General features: G+C 56.2%; 18 protein-coding genes. 16 read left to right on the top strand and 2 right to left on the bottom strand.

From position 1 onward, the window contains the following. Nucleotides 1–114 precede the first annotated feature (114 nt). The 5 genes from araF (at nucleotide 115) to otsA (ending at nucleotide 6,041) form a co-directional block, all read left to right on the top strand. On the top strand, nucleotides 115–1,104 hold the full coding sequence (gene araF, locus IM267_RS11925) for an arabinose ABC transporter substrate-binding protein AraF (RefSeq protein ID WP_017384422.1): 990 nt from the start codon (nucleotides 115–117) through the stop codon (nucleotides 1,102–1,104). A gap of 71 nt (nucleotides 1,105–1,175) precedes the next feature. Further along, a complete protein-coding gene (gene araG, locus IM267_RS11920; protein WP_193033466.1) occupies nucleotides 1,176–2,690 on the top strand; it encodes an L-arabinose ABC transporter ATP-binding protein AraG in 1,515 nt (504 codons plus the stop codon). A 14-nt stretch (nucleotides 2,691–2,704) separates the two neighbouring features. Further along, entirely contained in the window at nucleotides 2,705–3,685 is a 981-nt protein-coding gene (gene araH, locus IM267_RS11915; RefSeq protein ID WP_193033485.1) for an L-arabinose ABC transporter permease AraH, read from the top strand. A gap of 153 nt (nucleotides 3,686–3,838) precedes the next feature. Further along, the gene (gene otsB / locus IM267_RS11910) at nucleotides 3,839–4,642 is read left to right on the top strand and encodes a trehalose-phosphatase (RefSeq protein WP_193033465.1); all 804 of its coding nucleotides are present in this window, start codon (nucleotides 3,839–3,841) and stop codon (nucleotides 4,640–4,642) included. Beyond that, nucleotides 4,617–6,041, top strand: coding sequence for an alpha,alpha-trehalose-phosphate synthase (gene otsA, locus IM267_RS11905; RefSeq protein WP_063868442.1), 1,425 nt, complete (start codon nucleotides 4,617–4,619; stop codon nucleotides 6,039–6,041). Before otsB ends, otsA begins: the two co-directional genes overlap by 26 nt. 15 nt (nucleotides 6,042–6,056) lie before the next feature. Here the strand turns inward: otsA and uspC are convergent, their stop codons facing one another. Beyond that, nucleotides 6,057–6,485, bottom strand: coding sequence for a universal stress protein UspC (gene uspC, locus IM267_RS11900; protein ID WP_193033464.1), 429 nt, complete (start codon nucleotides 6,483–6,485; stop codon nucleotides 6,057–6,059). A 797-nt stretch (nucleotides 6,486–7,282) separates the two neighbouring features. Between uspC and flhD the strand changes: the two genes are divergently transcribed. From flhD to cheW, 6 genes are all read left to right on the top strand, one after another. Continuing rightward, nucleotides 7,283–7,633 carry a flagellar transcriptional regulator FlhD gene (gene flhD, locus IM267_RS11895; protein WP_003859693.1) on the top strand — a complete coding sequence of 117 codons (351 nt, stop codon included), beginning with the start codon at nucleotides 7,283–7,285 and terminating at the stop codon, nucleotides 7,631–7,633. Nucleotides 7,634–7,635: 2 nt separating this feature from the next. Then, entirely contained in the window at nucleotides 7,636–8,214 is a 579-nt protein-coding gene (gene flhC / locus IM267_RS11890; RefSeq protein ID WP_003859695.1) for a flagellar transcriptional regulator FlhC, read from the top strand. 123 nt (nucleotides 8,215–8,337) lie between these two features. Then, nucleotides 8,338–9,225: a flagellar motor stator protein MotA gene (motA, locus tag IM267_RS11885; protein WP_003859696.1), complete on the top strand. Its 888-nt coding sequence runs from the start codon at nucleotides 8,338–8,340 to the stop codon at nucleotides 9,223–9,225. Then, nucleotides 9,222–10,151: a flagellar motor protein MotB gene (gene motB, locus IM267_RS11880; RefSeq protein WP_022648511.1), complete on the top strand. Its 930-nt coding sequence runs from the start codon at nucleotides 9,222–9,224 to the stop codon at nucleotides 10,149–10,151. The genes motA and motB overlap by 4 nt, the downstream gene beginning before the upstream one ends. A 4-nt stretch (nucleotides 10,152–10,155) precedes the next feature. Next, nucleotides 10,156–12,165: a chemotaxis protein CheA gene (cheA, locus tag IM267_RS11875; protein WP_063450138.1), complete on the top strand. Its 2,010-nt coding sequence runs from the start codon at nucleotides 10,156–10,158 to the stop codon at nucleotides 12,163–12,165. Nucleotides 12,166–12,184: 19 nt separating this feature from the next. Continuing rightward, complete coding sequence (gene cheW / locus IM267_RS11870) at nucleotides 12,185–12,688, top strand: chemotaxis protein CheW (RefSeq protein ID WP_003859699.1); 504 nt, start codon at nucleotides 12,185–12,187, stop codon at nucleotides 12,686–12,688. Between the two features lie 96 nt (nucleotides 12,689–12,784). Here the strand turns inward: cheW and IM267_RS11865 are convergent, their stop codons facing one another. Then, complete coding sequence (locus IM267_RS11865) at nucleotides 12,785–14,044, bottom strand: dicarboxylate/amino acid:cation symporter (RefSeq protein WP_193033463.1); 1,260 nt, start codon at nucleotides 14,042–14,044, stop codon at nucleotides 12,785–12,787. Between the two features lie 426 nt (nucleotides 14,045–14,470). Here IM267_RS11865 and IM267_RS11860 point away from each other — a divergent pair, with 426 nt between their 5' ends. Genes IM267_RS11860 through IM267_RS11840 form a run of 5 tightly spaced genes read left to right on the top strand, consistent with a single transcriptional unit; the run spans nucleotide 14,471 to nucleotide 19,696 of the window. After that, on the top strand, nucleotides 14,471–15,043 hold the full coding sequence (locus tag IM267_RS11860; RefSeq protein WP_063450136.1) for a spore coat protein U domain-containing protein: 573 nt from the start codon (nucleotides 14,471–14,473) through the stop codon (nucleotides 15,041–15,043). 7 nt (nucleotides 15,044–15,050) lie between these two features. After that, the gene (locus IM267_RS11855) at nucleotides 15,051–15,599 is read left to right on the top strand and encodes a spore coat U domain-containing protein (protein WP_063450135.1); all 549 of its coding nucleotides are present in this window, start codon (nucleotides 15,051–15,053) and stop codon (nucleotides 15,597–15,599) included. 16 nt (nucleotides 15,600–15,615) lie between these two features. Continuing rightward, on the top strand, nucleotides 15,616–16,377 hold the full coding sequence (locus IM267_RS11850) for a molecular chaperone (RefSeq protein WP_193033462.1): 762 nt from the start codon (nucleotides 15,616–15,618) through the stop codon (nucleotides 16,375–16,377). Continuing rightward, nucleotides 16,353–18,737, top strand: a complete 2,385-nt coding sequence (locus IM267_RS11845; protein WP_063868446.1) for a fimbria/pilus outer membrane usher protein — start codon at nucleotides 16,353–16,355, stop codon at nucleotides 18,735–18,737. Before IM267_RS11850 ends, IM267_RS11845 begins: the two co-directional genes overlap by 25 nt. Then, complete coding sequence (locus IM267_RS11840; protein WP_063450132.1) at nucleotides 18,734–19,696, top strand: spore coat U domain-containing protein; 963 nt, start codon at nucleotides 18,734–18,736, stop codon at nucleotides 19,694–19,696. The genes IM267_RS11845 and IM267_RS11840 overlap by 4 nt, the downstream gene beginning before the upstream one ends. The last annotated feature ends 20 nt before the right edge of the window (nucleotides 19,697–19,716 follow it).

Genomic DNA, 19,716 nt, shown 5'->3' with positions numbered 1-19,716 from the left:
CTCCAGCAATAACGCTTATGACGAGGTAAGCGCTAATGCCTTGTTTTAAGTCCGATTAAATAAGCTGTTCGCCATTATTCCCTACAGATAAGAATACTTAAGCTGGAGTTTACCATGCACAAATTTACTAAAGCGCTGGCGGCCATCGGCCTGGCTGCCGTTATGTCACAATCCGCTATCGCTGAAAATTTAAAGCTCGGTTTTCTGGTCAAACAGCCTGAAGAACCGTGGTTCCAGACCGAATGGAAATTTGCTGATAAAGCCGGGAAAGATTTGGGATTTGAGGTGATTAAAATCGCCGTGCCTGACGGCGAGAAAACGCTGAACGCCATCGATAGCCTGGCGGCCAGCGGCGCAAAAGGTTTCGTTATCTGTACCCCGGATCCAAAACTGGGTTCGGCTATAGCCGCGAAAGCGCGCGGTTACGATATGAAAGTCATTGCCGTGGACGACCAGTTCGTGAATGCCAAAGGCAAACCGATGGATACCGTTCCGCTGGTGATGATGGCGGCCACCAAAATCGGTGAGCGTCAGGGTCAGGAACTCTATAAAGAGATGCAAAAACGCGGCTGGGATGTGAAAGAGACCGCCGTAATGGCCATTACCGCTGACGAGCTGGATACCGCCCGTCGTCGTACCACGGGCTCCATGGACGCGCTGAAGGCGGCCGGCTTCCCGGAAAAACAGATCTACAAAGTGCCGACCAAGTCCAACGATATCCCGGGCGCCTTTGATGCGGCGAACTCCATGCTCGTCCAGCATCCGGAGGTGAAACACTGGCTGGTGGTGGGCATGAACGACAACACCGTGCTGGGCGGCGTGCGTGCAACGGAAGGTCAGGGCTTTAAGGCACCGGACGTGATTGGGATCGGCATTAACGGCGTTGACGCCGTGAGCGAACTGTCTAAAGCGCAGGCGACCGGCTTCTACGGCTCCCTGCTGCCAAGCCCGGATGTCCACGGCTATAAATCCAGTGAAATGCTCTACAACTGGGTGACCAAAGGGGTTGAGCCGCCGAAATTCACCGAAGTGACCGACGTGGTGCTGATCACCCGCGATAACTTCAAAGAGGAGCTGGCGAAAAAAGGACTGGGCGGTAAGTAATACGCTGTGATTGTGCCCCTCACTCGCCGTGAGGGGCCAGACGTACACACTACAGGAATCACGGAGTCGTTATGCAACAGTCTGATCCGTATCTCTCTTTCCGCGGCATCGGGAAAACGTTCCCCGGCGTAAACGCGCTGACCGATATCAGCTTCGACTGCTATGCCGGCCAGGTTCACGCCCTGATGGGGGAGAACGGCGCGGGAAAATCCACGCTGCTAAAAATCCTCAGCGGCAACTACACGCCCACCACCGGTACGCTGGCCATTCGCGGCGAAGAGGTGGCCTTTGCCGACACCACGGCCGCGCTAAACGCGGGTGTCGCCATCATCTATCAGGAGCTGCATCTTATTCCTGAGATGACCGTGGCGGAGAATATCTATCTGGGCCAGCTTCCGCATAAAAGCGGCGTGGTCAACCGCTCGCTGCTCAACTATGAAGCGGGCTTGCAGCTGAAGCACCTTGGGCTGGATGTCGATCCGCAAACGCCCCTTAAGTATCTCTCCATCGGCCAGTGGCAGATGGTGGAAATTGCCAAAGCGCTGGCGCGTAACGCCAAAATCATCGCTTTCGATGAGCCAACCAGCTCGCTCTCCGCGCGCGAAATAGAAAACCTCTTTCGCGTGATCCGCGAGCTGCGCAAAGAGGGCCGCATCATTCTGTACGTTTCTCACCGTATGGAAGAGATTTTCGCCTTAAGCGATGCCATTACCGTGTTTAAGGATGGCCGCTACGTACGCACCTTTACCGATATGAAGCAGGTCAATCATGACCAGCTGGTGCAGGCGATGGTCGGACGCGATCTGGGAGATATCTACCACTGGAAACCGCGCGAATACGGCCCGGAGCGTCTGCGTCTGGATAACGTTAAAGCGCCCGGCGTTCGCACGCCCATCTCACTCTCGGTGCGCAGCGGCGAAATCGTCGGGCTGTTTGGCCTGGTGGGGGCAGGGCGCAGCGAGCTGATGAAAGGGCTGTTTGGCGGTACGCGCATCACCCAGGGCCAGGTCTTCGTCGACGGGAAAAAGGTGGATATTCAGAAGCCTGCCCAGGCGATTAACGCGGGCATCATGCTCTGCCCGGAGGATCGAAAGGCCGAAGGCATCATTCCGGTACATTCGGTGCGCGACAACATCAACATCTCTGCCCGGCGCAAGTTCATCCGTGCGGGATGCCTGATTAACGATGGCTGGGAGGCGAGCAACGCGGATCACCATATCCGTTCGCTGAACATCAAAACCCCCGGTGCTGAACAGCTGATCATGAACCTGTCCGGCGGCAATCAGCAAAAAGCGATTCTTGGCCGCTGGCTGTCGGAAGACATGAAGGTCATTTTGCTCGACGAGCCGACGCGCGGCATCGACGTCGGGGCGAAACACGAAATTTATAACGTCATCTATGAGCTGGCAAAACGCGGCGTGGCGGTGCTGTTCGCCTCCAGCGATCTGCCCGAAGTGCTCGGCGTTGCCGACCGTATCGTTGTGATGCGCGAAGGCGAAATTGCCGGTGAATTGTTGCATGAACAGGCGAATGAACAACAGGCGTTGAGTCTCGCCATGCCTAAAGTTAGCCAGGCTGTCGCCTGAGTAAGGAGTCAATGATGTCCTCTGTTACTACATCCGGAGCGCCGAAGTCGGCCTTCAGCGTTGGCCGCATCTGGGACCAGTACGGCATGCTGGTGGTTTTTGCCGCCCTGTTCGTTGCGTGCGCGATTTTTGTGCCAAACTTCGCGACCTTCATCAACATGAAGGGGCTGGGGCTGGCGATCTCCATGTCCGGCATGGTGGCCTGCGGAATGCTGTTCTGTCTGGCCTCCGGCGATTTTGACCTGTCGGTCGCCTCGGTGATTGCCTGTGCCGGCGTCACCACCGCCGTGGTCATCAACATGACCGAAAGCCTGTGGATCGGCGTATTTGCCGGGCTGATGCTCGGCGTGCTGAGCGGCCTGGTGAACGGCTTCGTGATTGCGCGTCTGAAGATTAACGCCCTGATCACGACGCTGGCGACCATGCAAATTGTGCGCGGTCTGGCCTATATCATCTCTGACGGTAAGGCGGTGGGGATTGAAGACGAGCGCTTCTTCACGCTGGGCTATGCCAACTGGCTGGGCCTGCCCGCGCCTATCTGGCTGACGGTCGCCTGTCTGATCCTGTTCGGTTTCCTGCTTAACCGCACCACCTTTGGCCGTAATACCCTGGCAATTGGCGGTAACGAGGAGGCGGCGCGCCTGGCGGGGGTGCCGGTTGTGCGCACCAAGATCATTATCTTCGTGCTTTCCGGGCTGGTATCGGCGGCGGCGGGGATTATTCTGGCGTCGCGCATGACCAGCGGCCAGCCAATGACCTCTATCGGCTATGAGCTGATTGTCATTTCAGCCTGCGTTTTGGGGGGCGTTTCCCTCAAGGGCGGCATCGGAAAAATCTCATATGTGGTGGCGGGGATCCTGATTCTGGGGACCGTGGAGAACGCCATGAACCTGCTTAATATTTCTCCGTTCTCTCAGTACGTCGTGCGCGGCCTAATCCTGCTGGCAGCGGTGATATTCGACCGTTACAAGCAAAAAGCGAAGCGCACCGGCTGATTTATTTTTAGCCACCAATATGCTCAACTATTAACCATAGTTGACCCCCTGACCGGCCCGCCAGTTTTGCTGACGGGCCGGTTGCTAAATGGCGAGCAGCGTCACACTGTCTATACTTACATGGCTGTTTTGCTAACCGTAAGGAGGATTAGGGTGGCTGACTTGTTAACCGCACCGCCTGTACTGCCCGGAAAATTTGCTTTCTTTTTTGACCTCGACGGGACGCTCGCCGGGATTGAGCCGCATCCTGACGACGTCGTTGTACCGGATACGGTGTTAGAGAATTTGCAGCAGCTCTCACGACAGAACGAGGGGGCACTGGCATTGATTTCAGGGCGCTCAATGGCTGAGCTGGACGTGCTCGCCAGTCCTTATCACTTTCCGCTGGCCGGTGTACACGGAGCGGAGCGCCGCGACATCCATGATCAACTGCACATAGTTTCACTCCCCGATACGCTGATTCAGGCGCTGCATGCGCAACTCTCTTCGGCACTGGAACTGCTTCCTGGTACGGAACTGGAAGCCAAAGGCATGGCCTTTGCGCTGCACTACCGTCAGGCACCCCACCATGAGTCGGCGATCTTTGCGCTGGCAAGAAGCGTGGCGGAAGCCCATCCGGAGCTGGCCTTACAGCCGGGTAAATGTGTGGTTGAGATTAAACCGGCAGGCATTAATAAAGGCGCTGCCATTGCAGCGTTTATGGCGGAAGCACCGTTCAAAGGGCGTACGCCAGTCTTTTTTGGGGATGACCTGACCGATGAGGCCGGGTTCAGCGTGGTAAACCAGGCCGAGGGCATGTCTGTCAAGGTCGGGCCTGGTGAAACCATTGCCGGATGGCGTCTGGAAAATGTCGCCAGCGTCTGGCAGTGGATATCTGACGTCGCTAACCAGCAACAACAACAAATAGCGCAAAACAACGGGAGAAATCATTATGGGTCGCTTAGTCGTCGTCTCTAATCGCATCGCACCGCCGGATGATAAAAAAGCCAGTGCCGGTGGACTGGCGGTCGGGGTATTAGGTGCCCTCAAAGCCGCGGGTGGTCTCTGGTTTGGCTGGAGCGGTGAAATCAGTAATGATGAAAAACCGCTAAACAAGGTGTCGCGGGGCAATATCACGTGGGCCTCTTTCGCCCTCAGCGAAAAGGACTACGATGAATATTATTCCGAGTTCTCGAACGCCGTGCTGTGGCCTGCGTTCCACTATCGTCTGGACCTGGTGAAGTTCCAGCGTGAATCGTATGAAGGCTATATGCGCGTCAACGCGCTGCTGGCAGATAAACTGCTGCCGCTGATCGAAGAAGACGATATTTTATGGATCCACGATTATCACCTGCTGCCCTTCGCCAGGGAGCTGCGTAAACGTGGCGTGAAAAACCGAATCGGCTTCTTCCTGCATATTCCCTTCCCGACTCCGGAGATTTTTACGGCGCTGCCGCAACATGAAGAGATCCTGGAGGCGCTGTCCGATTACGACCTGCTCGGGTTCCAGACGGAAAACGACAGGCTGGCCTTCCTCGACAGCGTGTCGGGTAAAACGCGGCTTGTCACTCACGGCGGAAAATCTCACACCGCGTGGGGGCGAAATTTCCATACCGAAGTTTACCCGATTGGTATTGAGCCTGACGAAATCGCCGAACAGGCCTCCGGCCCGCTGCCGCCGAAGCTTGCGCAGCTTAAGAACGAACTTAAGCACGTTAAGAACATCTTCTCGGTCGAGCGTCTGGACTACTCCAAAGGGTTGCCGGAACGATTCCTTGCTTACGAAACCCTGCTGGATAAATTCCCGCAGCATCACGGCAAGATCCGCTATACCCAGATAGCCCCAACCTCGCGCGGTGAGGTTCAGGCTTATCAGGATATTCGTCACCAGCTGGAGACCGAAGCAGGGCGCATCAACGGACGTTACGGCCAGCTCGGCTGGACTCCGCTTTTCTATCTGAATCAGCACTTTGAGCGCAAAATCCTGATGAAGGTATTCCGCTATGCTGACGTCGGCCTGGTCACGCCGCTGCGCGACGGGATGAATCTGGTGGCAAAAGAGTATGTTGCAGCACAAGATCCTGCTGACCCTGGCGTGCTGGTGCTGTCACAATTTGCCGGTGCGGCAAACGAGTTAACCTCAGCGCTGATTGTGAACCCTTACGATCGCGATGACGTGGCCAATGCCCTGAACCGCGCGTTAACCATGCCGCTTGCGGAACGTATTTCGCGTCATTCGGAAATGATGGAGACCATCGTTAAGAATGATATCGACCGCTGGCAGGCGCGTTTTATTGACGATTTGCGCGCGATCCAGCCGCAGAGTCAGGAAGGTGACCTGCAAAAAAAGATCGCGACATTCCCTAAACTCGCCTGATTTTCTCCGGGGGCATTAATTGCCCCCGAGAGGCACCAGCAGTACATCAACACGGCTTGATGAAACAATGGATTTTGCCGAGCAAGCCGCACGAGAAAAAAAGCTCTGGTTATGATTCCCGCAAATAACCAGGTCAATATTCTCTTTCTGGCACAAGTCGAGAATATGCGCGCTTAATTCACCCGTCGCGATGACGGTCTGATGAATCGGATAGTCTGCCCTCTGTGCCAGTTCTCGCAAAAATTGCTGCGTTTCCTCCTGCAACACCTCACGAATATCCTCCAGCATCGGCGCAGCCAGCTGATTATACATTTCGGGTTCGGCGGCCAGCGTGATCAGGCTGATGCGGGCGTTTGCGGGGCGGGCGATGGACACGGCTCGGGCGACAAGCTGATGGCTTTCGGGAGAAACAGCAACTGAAACAAGCAGATGGGAGTAACTCATCACGCACTCCTTTGATGTCAGAATGACAAGTTTCCCCAGCTTTACCGCGAAACTGACGTTACTGCAAGAGGTGAATGCGTCATTAGTGTGAAGCTTATCATAATTATTCATTAATTATTCTTATAAGAAGAATAACTGAAAAGTTGGGCTAAATGAAAATAATTAACAACTTAACGTAAATCACACATTTAAGCTTCCGGGCGGTTTACCCGTCTTAACGCAACGTCAACCCGACGAAGATCGTTACGCAACGAAACTGTTTTTTTGGTTGCCAACGTTAACCTGCTGTTTTTACTTTATTAATTAAATGTCGTTTCAGCGTGACGTTTTTCCCATAGCAGGTTATCGCGAATTTGCCCTGTTCTCGCCTTTCCCCGACCCAATTTTCCCGTCCTGATGCATGAGTATTCGTTGCTTAAGAATATAAACAAGCTTCGGTTGGGTGAAAAACACCCAAATTACAAGTCACGCTGATGGATTTATGGGTTACATTCGCGTAAATTATGTGACGTAGATCACATTTTTTTTAAATTCCAGGGGGGGCTGCATTGTATGTGTCAAAACTGACGAGTAGAGTTTGCGTCGAATTAGGAAAAATCTTAGTTATTTGTAAGAAAAGATAAAATGTGTAACCGACATTTTGGCCATGTTAGCCGGTCACGCGCTTTACGACGTACAAACCTAAATTCAACTATGCATTTGGCCTTTTCTTTTTTATACCGGGTGATTTCCCGGCGACATCACGGGGTGCGGTCTTTCCGCATAAAAATAATAGTTGGTTATTCGGGATGGGAAAAATGCATACATCCGAGTTGCTAAAACATATTTACGACATCAATTTATCGTATTTATTGCTCGCGCAGCGTTTGATTAGTCAGGACAAACCGTCAGCGATGTTTCGTCTGGGTGTTAACGAAGAGATGGCAACCATGCTGGGTGGATTAACGCTTCCGCAAATGGTCAAGCTGGCGGAAACTAACCAACTTGTCTGCCAGTTCCGTTTTGATAACCCCCAGACCATTACGCGTCTGACTCAGGAATCCCGCGTGGACGATCTGCAACAGATCCACACCGGTATTCTTCTCTCCACCCGCCTGCTCAACGAAATCAGCCAGCCTGATGACGTAGCCCGGAAGAAAAGGGCTTAACAATGAGCGAAAAAAGCATTGTTCAGGAAGCCCGTGACATACAGCTGGCGATGGAGCTGATCACGCTGGGCGCGCGTTTACAGATGCTGGAAAGCGAGACGCAGCTGAGCCGTGGACGTTTGATCAAGCTGTACAAAGAGTTACGTGGAAGCCCGCCGCCGAAAGGCATGCTGCCGTTTTCAACGGACTGGTTCATGACCTGGGAACAGAATATCCACGCTTCCATGTTCTGCAACGCCTGGCAGTACCTGCTTAAAACGGGCTTATGCAGCGGCGTTGACGCCGTGATCAAAGCCTACAAACTTTACCTTGAGCAATGCCCGCAGCAGGAAGAGGGTCCTCTGCTGGCGCTGACGCGCGCCTGGACGCTGGTGCGTTTTGTTGAAAGCGGAATGCTTGAATTGTCGCGCTGCAACTGCTGTGACGGCAATTTTATTACCCACGCGCACCAGCCTGCGGGCAGCTTCGCCTGTAGTTTGTGCCAGCCTCCATCCCGAGCCGTAAAAAGACGTAAACTTTCCCGGGATGCTGCCGATATTATTCCACAACTGCTGGATGAACAGATCGAACACGCTGTTTAACCCGAACCTGTGGGCAAGATTCCAGCAGCGGTAAGCCATTACCGCTGCTTTTTTTTACCCTGCGTTCCGGTCATGCGCTCGAGATGAACGTCCTGCCATAGTCACTAGCGGAAGGATGATGTCGTGCTTATCTTATTAGGTTACCTGGTAGTTCTCGGTACAGTTTTCGGCGGTTACATGATGACCGGCGGGCACCTTGGAGCACTCTATCAACCGGCTGAACTTGTCATCATCGGCGGTGCAGGGGTAGGGGCTTTTATCGTTGGGAACAACGGTAAATCGATCAAGGGCACGCTGAAGGCGATTCCGCTGCTGTTTCGTCGTTCGAAATACACCAAAAGCATGTATATGGATCTGCTGGCGCTGCTCTATCGTCTGATGGCGAAGTCACGTCAGCAGGGGATGTTCTCGCTGGAGCGGGACATCGAAAACCCGAAAGAGAGCGAAATTTTCGCCAGCTACCCGCGTATTCTGGCCGATGCGATGATGCTCGATTTTATCGTCGATTACCTGCGCCTGATCATCAGCGGCAACATGAACACCTTCGAAATTGAAGCCCTGATGGACGAAGAGATCGAAACCCACGAGAGCGAATCCGAAGTGCCGGCCAATAGCCTGGCGCTGGTGGGCGACTCGCTTCCGGCCTTCGGGATCGTGGCGGCGGTTATGGGCGTTGTTCATGCCCTGGCCTCGGCGGATCGCCCGGCGGCAGAGCTGGGCGCGCTGATTGCCCACGCGATGGTGGGAACTTTCCTCGGTATTTTGCTGGCCTACGGCTTTATCTCCCCGCTGGCGAGCGTGCTGCGCCAGAAGAGTGCCGAAACCACCAAAATGATGCAGTGCGTGAAAATTACGCTGCTCTCAAACCTCAACGGCTATGCACCACCGATCGCCGTCGAATTTGGTCGTAAAACGCTCTACTCCAGCGAACGTCCGTCGTTTATCGAACTGGAAGAGCACGTGCGTGCGGTGAAAAACCCTAACCAACAGACGACCACCGAGGACGCATGAAAAACCAGTCCCACCCGATCGTCATCGTAAAAAAGCGCAAGCATAAGGGGCACGGGCACGGTTCTCACGGCTCCTGGAAAATCGCCTACGCCGACTTTATGACCGCCATGATGGCCTTCTTCCTGGTGATGTGGCTGATCTCCATCTCCAGCCCGAAAGAGCTTATCCAGATTGCGGAATATTTCAGAACGCCGCTGGCGACGGCGGTCACCGGCGGGCCGCGTATTTCGAACAGCGACAGCCCGATCCCCGGCGGCGGTGACGATTACACCCAGCAGCAGGGCGAAGTCAAAAAACAGCCTAACATCGACGAACTGAAAAAACGGATGGAGCAGGCGCGCCTGAAAAAACTGCGCGGCGACCTGGATCAGCTGATTGAAGCGGACCCCAAACTGCGCGCGCTGCGTCCGCATCTGAAGATCGACCTGGTACAGGAAGGGCTGCGCATTCAGATCATCGATAGCCAGAACCGACCGATGTTCAAAACCGGCAGCGCCGACGTGGAGCCCTATATGCGCGATATTCTGCGCGCGATTGCACCGGTGCTGAACGGCATTCCTAACCGCGTTAGCCTGTCCGGTCACACGGATGATTTCCCGTACGCCACGGGCGAGAAGGGATACAGCAACTGGGAGCTTTCTGCCGATCGCGCCAACGCCTCGCGACGCGAGCTGGTGGCGGGTGGGCTTGATGATGGCAAGGTCCTGCGCGTGGTCGGCATGGCTGCAACCATGCGCCTTACCGACCGCGGACCGGATGACGCCATCAACCGTCGTATCAGTCTTTTAGTGCTGAACCAGCAGGCGGAGCAGGCCATCCTGCACGAAAACGCCGAAAGTCAGAATGAGTCACTGGACGATTTAAAACAGCCTGGGGCCGTCCCTTCGGCTGCCGTTCCAACATCGCCACCAGCCAATCCGAGGTGATAGCGTGAGCATGGATATTACCGATTTTTACCAGACATTTTTTGATGAAGCCGATGAACTGTTGGCCGATATGGAGCAACATTTGCTGGATCTGGTGCCCGAAGCACCGGACTCAGAACAGCTCAATGCCATCTTCCGTGCGGCGCATTCCATTAAAGGCGGAGCCGGCACGTTTGGATTTACCATTTTGCAGGAAACGACCCATTTAATGGAAAACCTGCTGGATGAAGCACGACGCGGTGAGATGCAGCTCAATACCGACATTATCAACCTGTTTTTGGAAACGAAAGATATTATGCAGGAACAGCTCGACGCCTATAAAAGTTCGGCAGAGCCTGATGCCGCCAGCTTTGAATACATCTGCAACGCGCTGCGTCAGCTCGCGCTGGAAGCCAAAGGTGAGGCGTCTGCGCCCGTTGTCCCTGCGGCAAAACTGAGCGTTGTTGACGCCGTTGCTGAGCCAGATACGGCTCCTGAAGCGCCCGCAGGGAAACTGCGCGTGGTGCTGTCACGCCTGAAAGAGAGCGAGGTCAACCTGCTGGAAGAGGAGCTGGGTAACCTGGCGACGCTCAGCAACGTGGTGAAGGGCAAAGACAGCCTGGCCGCGACCCTCGACGACGGTATCGGCCAGGACGACATCGTGGCGGTGCTGTGCTTCGTTATTGAAGCGGATCAGATTGCTTTCGAAACCGACGCTGCGGCGGTTGAAGCGCCCGCTGCGGAAGAAAAGGCCCCTGCGGTGGTCCCTGCTGCCCCTGCGCTGAAGGCCGTGCCTAAAGAGACGGCATCGCCGGCGCGCGGTGAAAAACCGGCGGCGCGTTCCAGCGAGTCCACGAGCATCCGCGTGGCGGTAGAAAAAGTGGATCAGCTGATCAACCTGGTCGGTGAACTGGTCATCACCCAGTCGATGCTGGCCCAGCGCTCCAACGAGCTGGACCCGGTGACCCACGGGGATCTCATCACCAGCATGGGCCAGTTACAACGTAACGCCCGCGATTTGCAGGAATCGGTGATGTCCATTCGCATGATGCCGATGGAATATGTCTTCAGCCGCTTCCCGCGCCTGGTGCGCGACCTGGCCGGCAAGCTCAACAAACAAATCGAACTCACGCTGATGGGCAGCTCTACCGAGCTGGACAAAAGCCTGATTGAACGCATTATCGACCCGTTAACGCACCTGGTGCGTAACAGCCTCGACCACGGCATCGAGCTGCCGGAAAACCGCGTGGCCGCCGGGAAATCGCCGGTTGGCAACCTGATCCTCTCTGCGGAACATCAGGGCGGCAACATCTGCATCGAAGTGACCGATGACGGCGCGGGCCTGAACCGCGAGCGTATCCTGGCGAAGGCGATTTCGCAGGGGATGGCGGTCAACGAAAACATGACCGATGAAGAAGTGGGCATGCTGATTTTTGCCCCGGGCTTCTCAACCGCAGAGCAGGTCACCGATGTTTCCGGCCGTGGCGTGGGCATGGACGTGGTGAAACGTAACATTCAGGAGATGGGCGGTCACGTTGAGATCCAGTCTAAGCAGGGCGCGGGCACCACGATTCGTATCCTGCTGCCGCTGACGCTGGCCATTCTTGACGGTATGTCCGTTAAAGTGGCGGACGAAGTCTTTATTCTGCCGCTGAACGCGGTGATGGAATCCCTCCAGCCGCGTGAAGAAGATCTCCATCCGCTAGCGGGCGGCGAGCGCGTGCTTGAAGTGCGCGGCGAATACCTGCCGCTGGTGGAGTTGTGGAAAGTGTTCGAAGTGGACGGGGCAAAAACCGAGGCGACGCAGGGTATCGTTGTGATCCTGCAAAGCGCCGGGCGCCGCTACGCGCTGCTGGTCGATCAGCTGATTGGTCAGCATCAGGTGGTGGTCAAGAACCTGGAAAGTAACTACCGCAAAGTGCCGGGGATCTCTGCTGCCACCATCCTGGGTGATGGTAGCGTCGCGCTGATCGTCGATGTATCGGCACTTCAGGGATTAAATCGTGAACAACGTGTGGCGAACACAGCCGCCTGATTAAGTAAAAGGTAATAACATGACCGGTATGAGTAACGTAACGAAACTGGCGGGCGAGCCATCTGGGCAGGAATTCCTGGTTTTCACTTTAGGGGATGAAGAGTACGGGATCGACATTCTGAAAGTGCAGGAAATTCGCGGTTACGATCAGGTAACGCGCATTGCGAACACGCCAGCGTTTATCAAGGGTGTGACCAACCTGCGCGGTGTGATTGTGCCTATCGTGGATCTGCGCGTGAAGTTCAGCCAGGGCGACGTGGAGTACAACGACAACACGGTGGTGATTGTCCTGAATCTGGGGCAGCGCGTGGTAGGGATCGTCGTGGACGGCGTGTCTGACGTGCTGTCGCTGACCGCCGATCAAATCCGTCCTGCGCCGGAGTTTGCGGTCACGCTGTCGACGGAATACCTGACGGGTCTGGGTGCGCTCGGCGAGCGTATGCTGATTCTGGTCAATATTGAGAAGCTGCTGAACAGTGAAGAGATGGCGCTGCTGGACATCGCGGCGAATCACGTGGCATAAAACAAAGCCGGGTGGCGCTGACGCTTACCCGGCCTACGTGTTCGAGCCATTTGTAGGCCGGGTAAGGCGAAGCCGCCACCCGGCTCTTTTGTAACCTTACGCCTCCTGCTCCACCAGCTCTGCCTCCGCTTCCCGCGCCCCTTCATTCTGCGACAGCATCGCCGTCGCAATCCCGTTCCCCAGCACGTTGATAGCCGATCGCCCCATATCCAGGAAATGGTCAATTCCCATCAGCAGCAGGATCCCGGCGACCGGAATGTTAAAGCTCGGAATGGTTGCCGCCAGCACCACCAGCGACGAGCGCGGTACGCCCGCAATACCCTTCGAGGCCAGCATCAGCGTGAGCATCAGCACCGTCACCTCGGTGAAACTCAGGTGAATATTGTACGCCTGGGCGATAAACATCGAGGCGAACGAGCAGTACACCATGGAGCCGACCAGGTTAAACGAATAGCCGATTGGCAGGACGAAAGAGGCGATATTACGTGAACAGCCGAAGCGCGCTAGCTGCTCCAGCGTTTTAGGGTATGCCGCTTCTGAACTGCTGGTGGTAAACGCCACCAGCACCGGATCCTTCAGCATCGCTACCAGACGGAAAACCTCTTTTTTCAGCACCATGTAACCGACCGCCAGCAATACCAGACAGGTCAGGAGGATCGCCACATAGTAACCACCAATAAACGAGGCATAGTTCAGCAAAATGCCCAGCCCCTGCGTGGCAATCACCGACGAAATCGCTGCAAAAATGGCGAGCGGCGCAACGTACATCACGTAGCCCGTCACTTTAAGCATAATGTGGGACACCACATCCAGCGCCGCGACCAGCGGGGCGTTGAATTTTTGGCCCAGCGACGCGCCACCAATGCCGAAGAACATCGAGAAGACCACAATTTGCAGGATCTCATTGTTGGCCATCGCGCCGGCAATGCTGGTTGGAATGGTGTGTGACAGGAAGGCTTTCAGCGACATCCCGCTCACGGCCAGGCCGGTATCAACCGTCTCAACAGGAATGCTCAGGTTCAGACCGCTGCCGGGTTGTTCAAGGGTAACGATAAACAGCCCCACCAGAATGGAAAGCACGGACGAGCTGATAAACCATACCATCGCTTTACCACCGACGCGTCCAATCGTCGACGTTTCACCCAGCCTCATAATGCCCACCGTCAGGGTGCTGAACACCAGCGGGGCAATCACCATTTTAATCAGCCGCAGGAAGATATCGGTCAGCAGCGTAATGTTCTCCGACCAGGCCTGTATCGCGTCGGGCGAAGCATATTCATGGATCGCTGCACCTGAAAGAATACCCGCCAACATGAAAATCACGATGAAGAGCGTGAGTTTGTTTGCACTTGCCACAAAAAGATCCTCGATGCGCTAAAAGAGTTTCCTGCGTCAATGCATACAAAATTTTTATTTAAGCGCAGGAAAATATTCGGGGCATAAATTGAAGTAAAGCGGGGTGAGTTACAACTTGTTTTTAATTTTTATGAAATTCGTTGTTTTGCAGGTCACGATATATTGTGACGCAGATCACACTACAGGCGATATATCCTCAAGCTAAGCAAGAATAATGCCTCTTTTTTTTTGCTAACTCTTTGTAATGTTTGTTAATAGTCTGTTAATTCGGGAGAAGTTGACCGCTTTTTGATGAAAGTGGTTGAAGTGCTAACCATAAACTAAATTCTCAGTAACCGCGCCGGGGAATGTTTTAGCGGGGCTAACATATTGAACAGTATGAATAAAATATAGCAAGCGAACCTATAATCTTCTGGAGAGTGGTAAATGAAAAGAAAACTTCTTTTTATCTGCGCGGGCACGCTGCTGACGGCGACAACGGTCGGTCAGGCTCTCGCGGTCACCAGTAGCGGCACTATCGGCGCGACGCTGACGCTGACCAACGGCTGCTTGATCAACGGCTCGCCAACGCAAAACGGCATTAACTTCGGTACGCTCGATTTCGGCACCCATCCTGCTACGTTTTCCACGCTGACAACCCAGTTAACCGGTGCCAGTGGAGGAAACACCTTTACCATTCAATGTACCACCGCCAGCTATACGGTGGCGATCACCGGCAACACCAACGCTACCGCACCCGGAACCGTCGTCGGCACCCCAGGTACGCCGGGCCGCTATTTGGTGAACACCGCCAATGCGGCGCAGGGCGTTGCCTACAGCCTGTTCAGCGACAGCGGTTACAACAACGTGGTTGCGAACAATGCCGCGCTGCCGGTTGCCTCTACGGCGGGTGGGGTGGATAGCTACACCCTCTACGCACGCATTACGGGCGGCGGTAATAGCGTAACGGTCGTACCGGGAACCTATACCGACACGATTAACGTCAGCGTCACCTACTGATTCAGCCATGAAGGCACTGTGTTTATGTCTGCGCGTCAGCGCAGAGGGCCTCGTGCACCCTTTTTTGGCCCTGTTCGTCGGGCTGGTGCTGCTCCCCGACGCCAGGGCGGTGACGTCCCAGTCATTCAGGGTGAGCGCGACGGTGGTACCCGGATGCTCGGTAAGCACCGGCACCGGCGGGCGTTTCGGTACGCTAAATTTCGGGACCCGCAGCGGCGTGGAAAGCGCGCCGGTCAGCACCAGCTTTGTCGCCGACGGCGCGTTGTCCATCGCCTGTACGCCGGGCGTGGCGCTAAGCATGAGCATTAACGGCGGGCAGAACTACAGCTCGGTGCGGCGGATGACCCGTTCTGGCGGGACGGAGGTGGTTGGATACCGCCTCTACAGCAGCAGCTCTCTGGCCGCAAACAGTGAAATTGGGGTTAACCAGGCCATACCGATTACCTATACCAACAGCAATAACATCGCGCTGCCTCTTTTTGGCGTCGCGCTGCTGACCGGGTTTAGCCCGTCAGGAACTTATTCAGATCAACTCACCGTGACCTTGTCATGGTAGGAAAGGGAGAGCATCGATGAAGGCATTATTCAGGCGGTCAGGCCTGATAAGTCTGTTGGGGGTAACGGCCCTCGCGGCGGTAAAGGCGCAAGCAGCGGCAACCATTCTTCTGTGGCCCATCGATCCGTGGCTTGCGGCAGAGGCCAAAGCCACTGAATTGTGGATCCAGAACCAGGGCAACAGCGCCACGACAATGCAGATACGTATTGTACGCTGGAAACAGGAGGGCGGTTATGAGCGTTACACTGCCCAGCAGGATGTGGTCGCCAGCCCGCCGATTGTGACCATCGCAAACGGCAGTAAACAGCTTATTCGCCTGATCAAGCAGGGGACGATCCCGTCGGGCGTCGAGCAAGCCTACCGCATTATCGTGGATGAAATTCCCCAGCCGGATGCTAAAGCGGAACCGTCCCTCGGCCTGAAACTGCAAATGCGCTACTCCATTCCTTTATTCGTCTACGGCCAGGGGATCCCCACTCTCAATGAAGGAGCGCATCACGCGCTGGCGAACACGCAACAACTCAGCTGGCGGGTCATTCAGGAGGAGGGAAAACCCGCGCTTCAGGTCCGCAATCAGGGGAACGTTCACGTCAGGCTCAGCCAGGTTGCGGTTGAGCAGGGCGGGCAAAAACGCACGGTTGCCGAGGGGCTACTGGGTTACGTGCTGCCAGGCAGCACCCGAAGCTGGCCGCTTCCGGCAGGGATTTATCAGCCGAATCGGATGAGCGCGCAAATTAATGCCAGGGATACCCAATGGCAATCGACGCCCGACAGCTGAAACCGGCGATGATGATCCTGCTTTGCGTCAGTACCAGCGCCTTTGGCGAAACCGGCGACGACAGTTTACCGCCGCCGCCGGACGCGCAGACGATGAACGGTGAAGCAGTATTCCAGCTCGCCCTGGTGCTGAACCACTATGACACGGGTCTGGTGGTGCCGGTGACGCAGCGCGAGGGCGCCTGGTTTATTTCAGGGGCAGATTTGCTTCGCGCCGGGCTGCCGCCGGAGCATGTGCCTGCCGGAGAGGTGAACCTTTCAACGCTTTCATCGGTACGCGTGGAGTATGACAGCAGCGCCCAGCGGCTAATGCTGACGGTCCCCCGGGACTGGGTTGCGGCGCGGATCACCTCGTTTAACGGTCAGAGCGCGCAAAGCAAACCGCATTATGGCCGGGGTGCGCTGCTCAACTACGACGTTTATACCAACCATACCGAGCACACGGGCGGCCAGGCATCGCTGTGGCATGAGTTCCGCTATTTCAACGAAGACTATTCGTTTTCTTCAACAGGGTACGCCCGACAGAATTTCGCCGGAAGCAGCGGGCAGCAGGAAGGGTACGTGCGTTATGACTCGACCCTGCTGATCACCAACGAAGAGGATGCCACCACCTGGACCGTCGGGGACGTTATCAGCGATGCGCTGAGCTGGAGCACCAGCGTGCGCATGGGCGGGATCAGCTACGGGCGCGACTTCTCCCTGCGTCCGGATCTGGTGACCTGGCCGCTACCGGAGTTTTCCGGTGAGGCGGCGGTGCCGACATCGGTCGATCTGTTTATCAACGGTTACCGTTCCGGCTCCACCCGTCTTCAGCCGGGGCCATTTACCCTCACTAATCTGCCGTATATCAACGGCGCGGGGGATGCGGTACTGGTTACCACCGACGCGCTGGGGCGTCAGGTGAGCACCACGCTGCCGTTTTACGTCAGCAGCGATGTGCTGAAGCAGGGGTTAAGCGACGGCGCCGTGACGCTGGGCAGCCTGCGGCGCAACTACGGTATAGACAATTTCGACTATGGCCCGGCGGCGGGCAGCGGATCGTATCGCTACGGGTTGACCGACTGGCTCACGCTGGAAGGGCACGCGGAAGGGGCGGAATCGCTGGCGCTCGGCGGCGCGGGCACGGTGGTGAAGCTCGGGCGTTTTGGCGTGGTCAATACCGCTTATACCCAAAGCCGGATGCGCGGCGACGAAGGGGGACAGATGAACTGGGGCTATCAGTACAGCACCAGCGAGTTTAGCGTAGCGACCCAACATACCCGACGCGATCGCGGCTTCGGCAACCTCGCCCTGTACGATCAACCCACCGTTTATGATGAATATGATAACCCCATTGCCAGCCTGAGCCGCAATACCGACCAGTACTCCTTAACCTTTAACCTCGGTGATTACGGCAATATCGGCGCGGCGTGGATTGGCGTTGAGAGTTTTGACAGCCGCAAAACCGAGCTGCTTAACCTCTCCTGGAGCCGCAACCTGTGGGGGTCAAGCAGTATTTATCTGGCTGCCAGCCGTGACCAGCAGCGAGGCGACTGGACGGTTGCGCTGTCGTTGCAGGTTCCCCTCGGCGAACGTGACAGCGCCGCCGTCACCTTTGAAAACACGCCTGACGCAGGCAGCACGCAACGCATTAACTATAACCACTCGATGCCGTCTGACGGCGGCTTTAGCTGGAACATGGCCTGGGCCAACCAGTCGCGGTCGAGTAACTATCAGCAGGCCACCCTCGGCTGGCGCAATAACAACGTTGAGCTTCAGGGCGGCGGCTACGGCGAGAAGGGCATGATGACCTGGTGGGGCGAGGCGATGGGATCCATCGTGCTGATGGACGGTGAACTGTTTGCGGCGAACAAAATCAACGACGCGTTTGTGGTGATCAGCACCGACGGACACCCGGACGTACCCGTCAGCTACGAGAACCAGCCGGTGGGTAAAACCAATAACAAAGGCTACCTGCTGGTGAGCGGCGTTTCCGCCTACTATCCGGCAAGCTACCGCATTGATACCCTGAACCTTCCGGCAGATACCCGGCTGAAGGAGACCGAGCGTCGGGTGGCGATTCGTCGGCATAACGGCTATCTGGTGGATTTCCCGATGGAGCAGGAGCGGGTTGCCAGCGTGATCCTCCACGACGCGCAGGGCTATGCGATCCCGGTGGGAAGCCAGGTCAAACGCGCGTCCCGCAGCAGCGCGGTTGTCGGCTATGACGGCCTCGCCTGGCTGGAAAACCTCAACGATGTGAATCCACTGGAGGTTATCACCCCGGACGGTAAACGCTGTACCGCAACGCTGACCGTGGGCGCAAACCCCGAGCATAAGCTGCAAACCTACGGTCCGCTGACCTGCCGGGAGGCGCCATGAAACGTTTGATGATAGCCATACTGCTGCTGTTCTCGGGCAGCAGCTGGGCGGCCTGCACCGTCAGTACGGTGAACGCCTCGTTTGGCAGCGTCACCTCGTTCGCCCTGAGCAGCACGGGGGAGGTGCAAACCACCGGCACGCTGGTGGTCTCCTGCGATACGGTCCTTAACCTCCTCACCAACGACTCGGTGACGCTGACCTACACCTCGGCATCGATAGCCGCCAACAGCCGCGCCACCATGAAACGAACCGATAACGCGGCTATCGCGGACGTTATACCCACGCGCCTGTGCGGTGCCACTGGCTGTGGCGGAAACAGTGAAGTGCAAATCAGTAAATCCTATACCTGGAGCGGCAACACCCTGCTCGGGCTGCTGGGGTCCAGACGCTACAACATTCCCCTTTATTTCCGTACCGTGCCGGGGCAGAACGTCACGGCCGGGCCGTACCAGGTATTGCTAACGTTCAGCATCAACTACAACGTGTGCGCCGTTGGCGCGGTCGGGGCGTGCCTGACCCCGCAAACCGGCACGGCAACCACCTCTATCCTCCTCAATATGACCGTCACCAACGATTGCAGCACCATGACCACGCCTGACGTGAACTTTAACAGCGCGCCGCTGGTGCAAAATTTCCCCACCGTTTCGCAGTCGATCGCCGTCACCTGCACCAAAGGCAGCACCTACACCATAGGGATAAACAATGGCGCAAACGCCCTGAACAACGTTCGTCGTATGGTTAGCGGCAGTAACTTTATGAGTTACGACATCTATAAAGAGGCGACCAGCAACCGCTGGGGCGGCAGCGGCAGCGAGCGCTGGGCCAGCGCCAGCTCGTCCCAGGTCAGTACCGACGGGCTTTTACGCACCTACAACTACACCGCTAAAGTCCTGACCAGCCAGGCCACGCCGCCTGCCGGAACCTACAGCGACACGCTGATTGTTGACGTCGCGTTCTGATCCTCCGCGCTTTTCCCTTT

The sequence above is a fragment of the Enterobacter cloacae complex sp. P15RS genome (genome assembly GCF_014895905.1).
GTDB classification, from domain to species: Bacteria; Pseudomonadota; Gammaproteobacteria; order Enterobacterales; family Enterobacteriaceae; genus Enterobacter; species Enterobacter quasihormaechei.
This window is presented reverse-complemented; position numbering and strand designations above follow the sequence as displayed.